This window comes from Chryseobacterium sp. GVT01B (assembly GCF_019970045.1).
Taxonomy (GTDB): domain Bacteria; phylum Bacteroidota; class Bacteroidia; order Flavobacteriales; family Weeksellaceae; genus Chryseobacterium.
Genome location: NZ_JAHXYI010000004.1, coordinates 340447 through 353766 on the forward strand (window position 1 = coordinate 340447; position 13320 = coordinate 353766).

13 protein-coding genes and 1 tRNA gene are annotated in these 13320 nt (G+C 36.7%); 5 read left to right on the forward strand and 9 right to left on the reverse strand.

Annotation, left to right across the window (positions count from 1 at the left end):
* Positions 1-81 precede the first annotated feature (81 nt).
* Both LC457_RS11400 and LC457_RS11405 read right to left on the reverse strand, forming a co-directional pair.
* Positions 82-1443, reverse strand: coding sequence for an ATP-binding protein (locus LC457_RS11400; protein ID WP_223599941.1), 1362 nt, complete (start codon positions 1441-1443; stop codon positions 82-84).
* Between the two features lie 24 nt (positions 1444-1467).
* On the reverse strand, positions 1468-2172 hold the full coding sequence (locus tag LC457_RS11405; protein WP_223599942.1) for a response regulator transcription factor: 705 nt from the start codon (positions 2170-2172) through the stop codon (positions 1468-1470).
* A gap of 101 nt (positions 2173-2273) precedes the next feature.
* On the opposite strand from LC457_RS11405, the gene LC457_RS11410 reads away from it, so the two are divergent.
* Both LC457_RS11410 and LC457_RS11415 read left to right on the forward strand, forming a co-directional pair.
* Positions 2274-2942, forward strand: coding sequence for a YiiX/YebB-like N1pC/P60 family cysteine hydrolase (locus LC457_RS11410; protein ID WP_223599943.1), 669 nt, complete (start codon positions 2274-2276; stop codon positions 2940-2942).
* Between the two features lie 157 nt (positions 2943-3099).
* Positions 3100-3411, forward strand: coding sequence for an NIL domain-containing protein (locus LC457_RS11415; RefSeq protein ID WP_047378941.1), 312 nt, complete (start codon positions 3100-3102; stop codon positions 3409-3411).
* Positions 3412-3633: 222 nt separating this feature from the next.
* On the opposite strand, the gene murA is transcribed toward LC457_RS11415, so the two are convergent.
* Together murA and LC457_RS11425 are read right to left on the reverse strand one after the other, a co-directional pair.
* The gene (gene murA, locus LC457_RS11420; RefSeq protein ID WP_223599944.1) at positions 3634-4941 is read right to left on the reverse strand and encodes a UDP-N-acetylglucosamine 1-carboxyvinyltransferase; all 1308 of its coding nucleotides are present in this window, start codon (positions 4939-4941) and stop codon (positions 3634-3636) included.
* Positions 4941-5612 (reverse strand): DUF4290 domain-containing protein, encoded by a 672-nt coding sequence (locus tag LC457_RS11425; RefSeq protein WP_149833446.1) that lies wholly within the window; start codon positions 5610-5612, stop codon positions 4941-4943. The genes murA and LC457_RS11425 overlap by 1 nt, the downstream gene beginning before the upstream one ends.
* 187 nt (positions 5613-5799) lie before the next feature.
* Here LC457_RS11425 and LC457_RS11430 point away from each other — a divergent pair, with 187 nt between their 5' ends.
* Complete coding sequence (locus tag LC457_RS11430; RefSeq protein WP_223599945.1) at positions 5800-7239, forward strand: alpha-amylase; 1440 nt, start codon at positions 5800-5802, stop codon at positions 7237-7239.
* Between the two features lie 208 nt (positions 7240-7447).
* Here LC457_RS11430 and LC457_RS11435 read toward each other — a convergent pair whose 3' ends face one another.
* Positions 7448-7858, reverse strand: coding sequence for a DCC1-like thiol-disulfide oxidoreductase family protein (locus LC457_RS11435; RefSeq protein ID WP_223599946.1), 411 nt, complete (start codon positions 7856-7858; stop codon positions 7448-7450).
* A gap of 4 nt (positions 7859-7862) precedes the next feature.
* Positions 7863-8330: a heme-binding domain-containing protein gene (locus LC457_RS11440; protein ID WP_223599947.1), complete on the reverse strand. Its 468-nt coding sequence runs from the start codon at positions 8328-8330 to the stop codon at positions 7863-7865.
* Between the two features lie 372 nt (positions 8331-8702).
* Between LC457_RS11440 and katG the strand changes: the two genes are divergently transcribed.
* Positions 8703-10982 carry a catalase/peroxidase HPI gene (gene katG / locus LC457_RS11445; protein ID WP_223599948.1) on the forward strand — a complete coding sequence of 760 codons (2280 nt, stop codon included), beginning with the start codon at positions 8703-8705 and terminating at the stop codon, positions 10980-10982.
* Between the two features lie 98 nt (positions 10983-11080).
* Here katG and LC457_RS11450 read toward each other — a convergent pair whose 3' ends face one another.
* The 3 genes from LC457_RS11450 to LC457_RS11460 all read right to left on the reverse strand — a co-directional run bounded on the left by LC457_RS11450 (position 11081) and on the right by LC457_RS11460 (position 11913).
* Complete coding sequence (locus LC457_RS11450; RefSeq protein WP_223599949.1) at positions 11081-11332, reverse strand: hypothetical protein; 252 nt, start codon at positions 11330-11332, stop codon at positions 11081-11083.
* A gap of 142 nt (positions 11333-11474) precedes the next feature.
* A tRNA-Gln gene (locus tag LC457_RS11455) sits at positions 11475-11545 on the reverse strand.
* A gap of 197 nt (positions 11546-11742) precedes the next feature.
* Complete coding sequence (locus tag LC457_RS11460) at positions 11743-11913, reverse strand: hypothetical protein (protein WP_223599950.1); 171 nt, start codon at positions 11911-11913, stop codon at positions 11743-11745.
* A gap of 5 nt (positions 11914-11918) precedes the next feature.
* Here LC457_RS11460 and der point away from each other — a divergent pair, with 5 nt between their 5' ends.
* Complete coding sequence (gene der, locus LC457_RS11465; protein ID WP_149386964.1) at positions 11919-13229, forward strand: ribosome biogenesis GTPase Der; 1311 nt, start codon at positions 11919-11921, stop codon at positions 13227-13229.
* The last annotated feature ends 91 nt before the right edge of the window (positions 13230-13320 follow it).

The following is a 13320-nucleotide window of genomic DNA, read 5'->3' on the forward strand; positions in this document are numbered from 1 at the left end:
TGGAATTTTTTTAACCATTAAGCTAATTAAGGTTTTAAAGGAAATTAAGATTCAAATAAATTTGAATGAAGTGTTGATACATCAACTAATCATAAACTCTACCGTGAAAATAGTTTCGTTATGATCCGATATTGCTGTCACTTTTGCATTGTGGAGCAGAATAATTTTTTTGGTGAGGAACAATCCTATTCCGTGGCCTTTTTCCTGTCTGGTTGTTTCACTTCTGAAAAATGGCTCGAAAATATGCTGTAAATCTTCCTTAAGAATCATATTCCCTGAATTGATAAAGCTTATTTTAAGACATTCAGAATGAGATCTGACATCTATAAGGCAACTATGTTCCGGAGAATATTTACAGGCATTGTCAATAAGATTATTAAAAGCAACCTGCAGCAGATATTCATTTCCCTGAATGACCAGCTGGTGTTCTTCTATTGAATCTTCGATGTTCAGTGATACTTTATATTCTGAATTTTCTCTTATTATTTTGCTGTAAGATTCCAGAAGAACTTCATCCAGGCGCACTTCAGAAAAACTGATTTCATTGGGGTCATAGCTTGCTTTGGCAAGATCCATTAAGCTGTTGGATAGTTTTACCATATTTCGGGCGTCATTCAGGGCATATTGAATGGTTTCCTTGTATTCCTCTTTGGTTTTATCCTTCTCGGAAGCCAATTCCAGTTCAGTAATAATCGCAGATAATGGCGTTCTCAGTTCATGTGAAATGTTTGATACGAAATGCTTTTGTGAATCAAAAGAGTTCTCAAGTCTTTCCAGCATTCCGTTAAAGTTCTGGGCAAGCTCATTGAGTTCGTCTTTCTCTTTCGTTGTTTTAAGTCTTAATTGTAATTTTCCGGCTGTGATTTTTTTGATTTGATTGACCATTTCACTCAGTGGGCTCAATGCTTTTTTAGAGAGAAATATCCCGGCCAGATAAATCAATATTAAAATACTGAAGAAGGCGATAATGCTGATGGTAAGAAGATGAGTGAGATATTCATACCCATATTGATCATAAGCGGCTGCGGTGACTGCGTAAGTTTTTCCTTCATAATGATACACCATTCCAATCACTTGTAAATCGTTTAAAAAGAAATTGATTCTCTTTTTCTGGAATATCTGCGAAAGCATTTCCGGAGTTTCCTTTACATAATCTACTTTGGCATCGTCATGATAAACGAGTTGCTTATTAATATCATAAATCGCTACCTGAACTTCATTAAGCGTTCTGGTATTGTTTTTATAAAGCTTGTGCATTTCCTGTTCAGGCAATGAACTCCGGAAAAATAAATCCGCTTTGGCAATGGCTTCGTTCTGAAGTTCGCTGTAAAAAGATTTCTCTCTGGCTTCTTTGGATGAATAATAGATCGAAACGCTGTAAACCCCCAAAAGCATTGCAGTGATTAAGGTAAAAAGCAGCGTAAGTCGGGTTCTTATTTTCATCCGGGTATTTTTAGTTCATAATGCTTACTGTACAAGGCCTGATTCGTAGTCTTTTTTCAGAATAAATCCCATTCCGGCTTTGGTGTGGATCAGTTTCGTTTCAAAATCTTTATCTATTTTTTTTCTAAGGTAATTGATATAGACATCAATAAAATTAGTGCCCGTGTCAAAGTGGGTCTCCCAAACTTTCTCTGCAATTTCACTTCGGGAAAGCACTCTTTCGGAATTCTCCAGCATGAATTTTAAAAGATTAAATTCTTTCGGAGTCAGTTTTATAGGAGTATGATCCCGGCTTACTGTTTTCTGTTCCAGATTCATTTCAATACCCTCATATTTCAGAGCGGAAACTTTTTGCTGTCTCTGTTGCGAAAAGCGTTTCAGAAGCACTTTGATTCTTGCTACCAGTTCACGCATTTCAAAAGGTTTGGTCAGATAATCATCGGCTCCGGCATCAAAGCCTTCCAGTTTGTCATCAGTGGTTCCCAATGCCGTAAGCATAATGACCGGAAGATCAGGTTTCAGAGTTTTGATTTCATTACAAAATTCCAGACCGTCTTTTTTAGGTAATACAATATCAGTCACTACCAGATCAAAATTCGTCTGCAAAGCCAGCTTCATGCCTGTGTTTCCATCATAAGCCACGGTTACCTCAAATTCAGCTTCCTGAAATCCTTTTGCAATCAGTTTGGAAAGTCTGTCATCGTCTTCAACTAATAAAATATGTGGCATAAGAATCTTGGAAATGTTTGGGTTGATGTGAAGAATAGATCAATATTCCCACAAATGTAATGAATTCTATTTTGTAATTTTGGTCCCGAAAGTATAATCGAATGTCTGAATTTAGAATTAAAAAAAGAATAAAGCAAATTACTGTTGTTGGCCTTTTATCCTGTCTGATGATATTATTGATGCAGTGTAAAAGTTCTTATTCCGGTAATGTACAGCTCAAAAACGGGGATCTGCTTTTTGTAACAGCTAAAGAATCGGGGCTTTCTGGTGCTATTAATAATGTTACTCAAAAACAAAAAACTGCTTCATTTGATCATATAGGAATTTTGGAAAAAGAAGGCAGCAAAATGTTTGTTTTGCATGCTGCTCCGAAAGGAGGTTCTCAAAAACAGGATCTGAAGGATTTTATAAAAGATCAAAAAGAAGACGGGCAGGAGGTGATTATTTATCGTTTAAAGCCGGAATATCAGAATAAAATTCCTGAAGCTATTAAAAAAGCGCATTCCATGTTGGGGAAGCCTTATAATTTCAATTATATCCTGGATGAAAATTCGTATTACTGTTCAGATTTTGTGGAAAGATCTTTTCGGGCAGGAAATATTTTCAAACTGGAACCTATGACATTCATTGATCCCAAAACAGGAAAAACAAATGCATTCTGGGAAGAATTCTATACCAAAAAAAGTCTCAAAGTCCCTGAAGGAGAGCCAGGTTGTAACCCTAACGGACTTGCCGGGTCTGATAAATTAGAAAGACTAGGAAACTATTAAAATACTGAGAGAAGCTGGACAGGCTTCTTTTTTTATGTTAAATTTTTAAAAATATTAGTCTACTAATTTGGTGGACTAATATTTTTTTATATTTTTGTCACAGATTTAATGCAGAACGCAATATGATCATAGAAGTTTAACCAAAAAATGTTTAGCGATGATTACACCTAATCCGGGCCTGCAGGTTTTACAAAATAAAATTAACCTGCCTAAAAAAGAATTGTTATTGGAAATAGAGTTGAATGGCAAAATGAAATTTGAGCATTTAATGAATACCATCTACAATCAATTGGGCATCTGTCATAGAGTGTTATCCGCTAATGTAGAGTATGTGAACGGATATAGTTTTGGTTCAGTACAGTTATATATTAATGTAAGTTCAGAAGATTTTCAGCAGCTTGAGATCTATCTGAATAAAAATAAACTTATGAATACAACGGTGGAGTATATCTGCAGAAAGTATTTTTAAGTGAGATTCATATAGTTTTAATTACTCAAAGTGTCCGGTTTATTACCGGGCACTTTTTATTTTACACTAAAAGTAAATTAAAACAGAATAATTATTGGCCGGGACAAAATTCCCCTCCTCCGGAGGGGTGGCGAAAATTCAAAGAATTTTTGACGGGGTGGTAAAAAAGAAAAAAACGTTCAGAGTAATCTGAACGCTTTCCTATTATTAAATAAAATAATTTTAAATTCTTTCGATATCAGCACCAATTGCTTTCAACCTTCCATCAATATTCTCATATCCTCTGTCGATTTGCTCGATATTGTGGATAATTGATTTCCCTTCTGCAGAAAGTGCCGCAATAAGAAGTGCATTTCCGGCTCTGATATCCGGAGAAACCATTGTTGTTCCTCTTAAAGGAGCTTCCTGGTTCAACCCGATTACCGTAGCTCTGTGCGGATCACATAAAATGATCTGAGCACCCATATCAATTAATTTATCAACAAAGAATAATCTGGATTCAAACATTTTCTGATGAACCAGAATACTTCCTTTTGCCTGAGTAGCTACCACTAAAATAATAGATAATAAATCCGGTGTAAATCCTGGCCATGGAGCATCCGAAATAGTAAGGATAGATCCGTCAATAAACTTCTGAATTTTATAATGTTCCTGAGCAGGAATATAGATATCATCACCACTCTGTTCAAGTTCGATTCCTAATTTTCTGAATGTATTCGGGATAACACCAAGCTGGTTCCAGTTTACATTTTTGATGGTAATTTCAGATTTCGTCATAGCTGCAAGACCAATCCATGATCCGATTTCTACCATATCCGGAAGCATTGTATGCTCTGTTCCTCTAAGATAATCTACTCCTTCAATGGTAAGAAGATTAGATCCGATTCCTGAGATATTAGCCCCCATTCTGTTCAGCATTTTACATAATTGCTGAAGGTAAGGTTCGCAGGCTGCGTTATAGATTCTTGTTTTTCCTTTTGCTAAAGCTGCTGCCATTACAATATTAGCAGTTCCGGTAACAGAAGCTTCTTCCAATAAGATGAATTTTCCTCTTAATTCTTTAGCCTTTAAAGAATAGAAATATTCATCTTCATCATAATTGAATTCAGCACCTAATTCAACAAGTCCCTGAAAGTGGGTATCCAGTCTTCTTCTTCCGATTTTATCACCTCCCGGAGTCGGCATATAAGCTTCTCCATAACGGGCAAGCATCGGCCCCATCAGCATAATGGATCCACGTAATTTTGCTCCGTCTTTTTTGAACTCGTTAGATTTTATGTAATCAAAATTTACCTGATCAGCCTTGAAAGTATAATCTCCCTGTCCGTTTTTAGTAATTTTTACCCCAAAATCTCCAAGAATTTCAATCAGTCTGTTCACATCATGAATATCCGGAATATTTTTGATTCTTACTTCTTCGTCCGTAAGGAGTACCGCACATAAAATTTGTAAAGCCTCGTTCTTGGCCCCTTGTGGAGTTATTTCGCCCTGCAGTCTTTTTCCTCCTCTTATTTGAAATGTTCCACTCATTATTTTCTGTTTTTATGATTGTTATTATGCCTTCTTTTGTTTGGCTGGTTGCTGTTGTTATTTTTATTACTGTTGTTATTCCTGTTGTTATTGTTATTATTCCTGTTGTTGTTATTGCTGGTGTAATAGATTTTACTTTTTTCAAGAGAATCTATTCCGGTAAGGTCCAGCCTGTTTTCAGACAGTTCTTTCAGATGGCGGAAAATAACATCATCCGTCACATGTTCTTTATTATAGACATTATAAGATTTCTTCATATTGTTGGCAATTACCTCGATAAGGGCTTCTTTTTCATCACCCGTTTCCAGTTCAATTGCTTTTTCTATCAATTGAAGAATACTTTTTCCATAAAACTTAAAGTCACCCTGAAGTTTTGGATATTCCATTCTTTTAGGTTTTTCTGCCAATTGTTCCGGAGTAGGGAACGGATATGGAGAATCTACATCCAGATCATGATTAGCAAGAATATAAAGATGGTCCCAAAGTTTATGTTTATAATTTTCCTCGTCGCGAAGTTGTGGGTTTCTCTGACCCATAAAATCGATGATTGCCATAGCCATTTCGTTCCTTTCCTCTTTGGTAGGAAGTTCTTTGCAGCGCTCAACCAACTGTTGTATAATTCTGCCGTATTCCGGCATATGAAGCTGAGTTTTTTGGGTATTGTATTCCATAGTATGCAAATATATGGATTAAAAGAAAAATTGTTTCGAGAATCTGAAAAATTTATGATTTTTTAATGAAATTTTTAAATGATTTTCTTCTTGATTTATTGTTGAAAATTAAAATATTTCCCATTCAATTGAATTTGTTTTCAATAAAATTGTATCTTGTTTAATAGATTGATAATTAATTATTACGATGAAAAAAACATATTTTTTCCTTTCCCTATTGGCTTTAGCATTAGTCAGCTCTTGCCAGAACAGAGATGAATTGATTAATGAAACTTCCAGACAGGAAGAAGTTCATAACAAAACGGTGAATGTCACTCATCATGACGGACGTCCTTTCAGCACCGGAAAGGATTTCGGATCTACAAACGGTAAATTTGTATCCGGGCCGGGTGGAGGAGTTCTGATGCAAGGTTTTTACTGGGATGTTCCTGAAGGGGGCAACTGGTGGAATACTGTTAAAGATAAATTAACCGCATGGTCTGATGCCGGAATTGGTGCCGTATGGCTCCCTCCGGCTTCAAAAGCACAGAACGGAGCTTACTCTATGGGATATGATCCTACGGATTATTATGATTTTGGAAATTTTAATCAGAATGGAAGTGTGGAAACCCGTTTCGGATCAAGAACAGAGCTTGAAGCATTGATTACAAAAGCGCACGCAGAAAGTATGCAGGTGTACGCAGATATAGTGATCAATCATAACAGTGGTGGACAATCCGAAGCGAATCCTTTCACCGGAACCAATACCTGGACTGATTTCTCAGGCGTTGCTTCCGGAAAATTTCAAAGAAACTACAATGATTTTTATAAAAATGCCTACGGAAATAATGACGAAGGGGCTTTTGGTGGATTTCCCGATCTCTCTCATGCGAACCCCCATGTGCAAGACTGGCTTTGGGGAAGAGATGATTCTGTCGCAAAATATTATAAAAATGTGATGAAATTTGACGGCTGGAGATTTGATTACGTTAAAGGGTTCGGCCCTTGGGTAGTCAATACCTGGAATTCTAAAGTAGGTGGATTCTCCGTTGGTGAATTGTGGGATTCCAACGTAAATACTCTGGAATGGTGGGCCAATAATGCAAACAGTTCAGTATTTGATTTTGCGGCTTATTATAAAATGGACGAAGCTTTTGACAACGGAAATTTAAACGTTCTGAATGATGATATGATGTGGAAAAGAAATCCATACAAAGCAGTCACTTTTGTGGCCAATCATGACACAGATATCATTTACAATAAAATGCCGGCCTATGCCTACATCTTGACCCACGAAGGATATCCAACCATTTTTTACAGAGATTATGAAGAATGGCTGAATAAGGAAAGGCTAAACAATCTGATCTGGATTCATAACAATAAAGCTACCGGAACAACCTCTATCCTGTATACCGATAATGATGAATATATCGCAAGAAGAAACGGATACAATGGAAATCCCGGGCTGGTTGTATATATCAATACATCATCAAGCTGGCAGGAAAGATGGATAGAAACCAACTGGAGCAGCCAGCAGATTAAAGATTTTACCGGAAATTCAACTTGGTACCCGACTACTCAAGGTGATAAATGGGTGAAAATCCAGTGTCCGCCGAATTCTTATTCTGTATGGTCGCTTAATTTGTAAGTAATAATTGATAATTGATAATTGATTAAGCTGGTAAAAGACTGTTCTTCAGTTTAACCTCCATTAAACATTAAATAAAAACAACTATACGTCTTATTTGTCATTCCGTAGGAATCTCTACAATGCATTATTTATAGTACATATTGTAGGAAACTCTTACGGAATGATATTTTATAATAATTAGAAAGAAATTTTCTATAAGATAAAATTACACCTGAATAAACTTTTTCTTCTGGTGCTGATCCGGTAAATAACATTTTTGATTAGCCAGTTTCATCCTGTTTCTGGAAATGATATCATATACCTTATCACTCAAAAATGCCGGCAGAATTTTTCCTACAAAAGAAAGTTTATACACTCCTCCCAGTAAGTTGGCGATTTCCAGTACTGCCCGTGATTTAATCTGATAATATTGTCCCGGTTTCCATAGGTACATTGTATTGAAGACATTTGTTTCCAGACCTCTTTCGGATAAAAACTGCTGTCCGAATTCAGATTGAAGAGAAGCAAACATGAATTTGTCTTTCTTATCCCGCTCCAAAATCCACTGCACCCAGAAATTACAGACTCCGCAATCTCCGTCAAAAAACACAATATGTTTATTTTCCCAGTTTTCCACGACTTTATTTATTAAACATGATCCTTCTTTCTGTATCTTCTTTAACCTTTTTGAAGTATTGGCTAAGCTCTGCACGCTGTTCATCCGATAGTTTGGCGTTCTGATGTCCCAAATAATAAGACTCAAGCGGCATTTCTTTTTTCTCAACCATCTCTATACATTCCTCCAGTTTATGAAGTTGCCTTTTAGGCTCATATACTGCAAAGGTAGAAAAATTAAGATGTTTCCTGCCTTCGTTAATATGATTTTTTACCCACCATGAAGCCGGTGAAATATTGGTATACCATGGATATGCTGTTTCATTGGAATGACAGTCGTAGCATGAGGTTCTTATAGTACTGGCAATTTTTTCCGGAGTGTTTTTAATCTTCAGAAAATCCATGCCAGGAGTAGGAGGTGGATTTGTTTTGTCAATCGGAAAAAACTGAATGATAATAAAAGCAACAAGCAGAACAACGATTATTTTTTTCATAGAGATAGTATTCATGTTTGGTAAAGATAAAGGTAGTTAATTTATTTTTAGTGATATAAAGTTGGAAGATGCTATTATACTTCCTTCCCCAAGCTTCTTTCTTCCTTTTTTTATAAATACTTACGTTGAGTAATTCTAAATTGAACGCTATACTGCTGTTTTTAATTAAGTTAATCTGAAAAATGATTAACTTAATACCACAATTTTGCCTTAGTTCTGATGCTGTCAGAAATACATGTTTATAGTTTTTAACTATCATTGAAATAAAAATTAATAGATTGTATTTATCAGTCAAACGTTGTAGGTTTGTCATGTTCTTACAACAAAAAATTGAAACTGTATTAATCAACATAAAAAATAAAATAAACGACAATGGAAAAAGATTTGAATGACATCAGCAAATGCCCGTTTCATAACGGAACAATGAAAAAGAGTGTAGCAGGTGGCGGAACCCAGAATTCTGATTGGTGGCCGGATCAGCTTAGAGTAGATCTACTTCGCCAGCATTCTTCCCTTTCTGATCCTATGGATAAGGATTTTGACTATGCCAAAGCATTTGAAAGCCTGGATCTTGAGGCGGTTAAAAAAGATCTTCATGCATTAATGACAGATTCCCAGGATTGGTGGCCGGCAGATTTTGGTCATTATGGTCCTTTATTTATTCGTATGGCATGGCACAGTGCCGGAACTTATAGAGTAGGAGATGGTAGAGGTGGAGCAGGAGCTGGACAACAACGTTTTGCACCGTTAAACAGCTGGCCGGATAATGTAAGTCTTGATAAAGCCAGAAGATTACTATGGCCAATCAAGCAGAAATATGGCAGAAATATCTCATGGGCAGACCTTTTAATTCTTACCGGAAACATTGCTCTTGAATCTATGGGCTTCAAAACATTTGGATTTGCCGGAGGACGTGCAGACGTTTGGGAACCGGATTCCGATGTATATTGGGGATCAGAAAAAACATGGCTGGGAGGTGACTTACGTTATGCTCATGGTTCAGAAGGAGTAGTAGAAGGACAATCAGCAGTTCTTCCTACCGATGATAATGCAGACGGAGATATTCATTCAAGAAATCTTGAAAATCCATTGGCAGCCGTACAAATGGGACTTATTTATGTAAACCCTGAAGGTCCGGACGGAAATCCAGATCCTATTGCTGCCGCTAAAGATATCCGCGATACTTTCGGCCGTATGGCGATGAATGATGAAGAAACGGTTGCTTTGATTGCCGGAGGACATACTTTCGGTAAAACTCACGGAGCGGGCCCTGCAGATCATGTAGGAAAAGAGCCTGAAGGGGCAGGAATTGAACAACAGGGATTAGGATGGTCGAGCAGCTATAAATCCGGAAGCGGTAGAGATGCTATTTCCAGTGGTCTGGAAGTGACCTGGACAGAAACTCCGACTCAATGGAGTAATTACTTCTTTAAAAATCTTTTTGAAAATGAATGGGAATTAACAAAAAGCCCTGCCGGAGCTCACCAATGGATAGCAAAGGATGGAGCAGATATTATTCCTGATGCATTTGATGCTGACAAAAAGCATAAGCCAACAATGCTTACAACAGACCTTTCATTGAGACTGGATCCTGTTTATGAAAAAATTTCAAGACATTTTTACGAAAATCCTGATGCCTTTGCCGATGCTTTTTCAAGAGCATGGTTTAAACTGACACACAGAGATATGGGACCACGTGCCCGTTATCTGGGACCGGATGTTCCACAGGAAGAATTAATTTGGCAGGATCCTATTCCGGAAGTGAATCATGAATTAGTAGATGGAAATGATGTGGAGGCATTAAAATCAAAAGTTTTAAATTCTGGATTAAGTAATTCTGAGCTTATATCTACTGCCTGGGCATCAGCATCTACTTTCAGAGGAAGTGATAAACGTGGTGGTGCCAATGGAGCGAGAATCAGACTGGAACCTCAAAGAAGCTGGGAAGTAAATAATCCTTCTCAATTGAATAAAGTATTAAACGTGCTGGAAGGAATTCAAAAAGAATTCAACGATTCTCAAAACGGAGGTAAAAAAATATCATTGGCTGACCTGATTGTTTTGGCAGGTAATGCCGCAGTAGAGGTTGCTGCAAGAAATGTCGGACAGGATGTAAAAGTTCCTTTTGCTCCAGGAAGAATGGATGCTTCTCAGGAACAGACTGATGTAGAATCTATGGGATATCTTGAGCCTGTTGCCGATGGATTCCGTAATTACCTGAAAAGAAGATTTACGGTGTCTACAGAATCTTTATTAATTGATAAAGCTCAGCTATTAACGCTTACAGCTCCTGAGTTAACAGTATTAGTAGGTGGAATGCGTGCTTTGGATACGAACTTTGACGGTTCAAAACATGGCGTATTCACCAGCCGTCCGGGAGTTCTTACCAATGATTTCTTCGTAAATCTTTTAGATATGGGAACGCAATGGAAAGCTATGTCAGATGACAAACAACTTTATATGGGAAGTGACCGTTCAACTGGTCAGCCAAAATGGACCGCTACCCGTGCCGATCTTGTTTTCGGTTCCAATTCTGAATTGAGAGCAATCGCTGAGGTATACGGAAGTGCTGATGCACAAGGTAAGTTTGTAAAAGACTTTGTGGCAGCATGGACGAAAGTGATGAATCTGGATAGGTTTGATCTGGTTTAATCTTTTTAATCATATAACAAACAGGCTGTCTTGAAAAGGCAGCCTGTTGTTTTTATATTTATCGTTGACTTTGAAGGTTAGCGAAAGATTTATTTATTTTATTGATCTCTTTTTAATTTAATAATTTCATCTACTAATAGTGGAATTACATTTCTTGCCATAGCAATGAAATCCTGATCCTTAGACTTTATTGAAATGAATTCGATATCATAATCCCTGTTTTCTTCTTCTCCGGTCATTATAAAACCGGATCCGGAATTAAGATCTCTTCCTTCAATATATGATGTCCATGGAGATGGAGTAGCCTTATTACATATTTCCATGATGTTTTTTAATTCTAATTCTGTCATTTTACTTAGTTTTAGCCGGATTCTTTATAGGATTAAATAATTTTTTCGACCTGTTCTGTCGTTATTCCTGAACCAAATTACAATTTAAAGATTTGTCATGAAGATATAAAAACAAAAACCATCCTTAAAAAAGGATGGTTTGTAGACCCACAGGGATTCGAACCCCGACTGACGGTACCAAAAACCGGAGTGCTACCGTTACACTATAGGTCTGTTTCGATGATGCGAAATTATAGAATTTATTTTAAATATGAAAATCAAAATTAAAGATTAATTAACATAATAAGAGTGTAAAACGCTTTACTTGTTGATATCCAAATAATTATTTTTAATAAAAATTTTAAAAAATCTGTTCCTACCCATAAGCAGCAGGTTGGTGAATATTCCCTGCTCAATTTGAAGAGTCGGGTTTATGCTAATTTATCCACTGAATAATAACTTCCAGCCTTCTTCTTCCAGCTTCCATCCTGAAGCATTCTGTTAAATAATAAAACCTTATCTTTGCAAAAAATTGGGCTCCAAAAGTTGGAGTAACCCATTAATAACATATCCTGAGCATAAGCAGAAGGATTATTAAACATTTTTTATGTCAAATATTGTCGCAATCGTTGGACGTCCCAACGTAGGAAAATCCACGCTTTTTAATCGTTTATTAGAAAGAAGAGAAGCTATTGTAGATTCTACAGCTGGTGTTACCAGAGACCGTCACTACGGAAAATCAGACTGGAACGGGGTAGATTTTACTGTAATTGATACCGGAGGTTATGATGTAGGTACAGATGATATCTTTGAAGAAGAAATCCGTAAGCAGGTACAATTAGCTGTAGAAGAGGCTACTTCTATTATCTTTATGATGAACGTGGAAGAAGGACTTACTGATACAGACTACGAAATTTACAGTTTACTAAGAAGATCCAATAAACCAATTTATATCGTTATCAATAAAGTAGATTCTGCCAAAGAAGAACTTCCGGCAACAGAATTCTACCAGCTGGGAATTGATAAATATTACACTCTTTCTTCTGCTACCGGCTCAGGAACAGGAGAAATCTTAGATGATATTGTTAGAGACTTCCCAACAACAGAATATAAAGATCCTTTTGAAGGATTACCTAAAATCACTATTGCAGGCCGTCCAAACGTAGGGAAATCTACAATGACCAATGCTTTATTGGATGTTGAAAGAAATATCGTAACGGATATTGCAGGGACTACAAGAGACAGTATCCAGACTTTATATAACAAATTCGGACATGAGTTTGTATTGGTTGATACAGCGGGGATGAGAAGAAAATCCAAGGTAAATGAAGACCTTGAATTCTACTCTGTAATGAGATCTATCCGTTCTATCGAGTATTCTGACGTAGTGATCATTATGGTGGATGCTACACAGGGATGGGAATCTCAGGATATGAACATCTTCGGATTGGCTCAGAAAAACAGAAAAGGAATTGTAATCCTTGTTAATAAATGGGATTTGATCGAAGACAAGCAGACCAATACAATGCGTGATTTCGAAAAATCAATCAAAGATAAAATCGGTCAGTTCCAGGATATTCCAATCCTATTTGTTTCAGCTTTAACAAAGCAGAGAATCTTAAAAGCTGTAGAAGTGGCAATGCAGGTTTATGAAGACCGTAAGAAGAAGATTAAAACTTCAAAACTGAATGAAGTAATGCTTCCAATCTTCGAAAATACTCCGCCACCGGCATTGAAAGGAAAATATATCAAGATCAAATATTGTGTGCAGCTTCCAACGCCGTCACCACAGTTTGTATTCTTCTGTAACCTTCCACAGTACGTGAAGGAACCTTATAAAAGATTTACTGAAAACCAGCTGAGAAAAGAATTCGGGTTTACCGGAGTTCCGATTGAAGTATATTTCAGACAAAAATAATAGGAACAATTGTTCATAGAAAATCCGGTAAGTTGACTTGCCGGATTTTTAGTTTAAAATCAAAAATACCACGTAATTATCTCTAAAACCA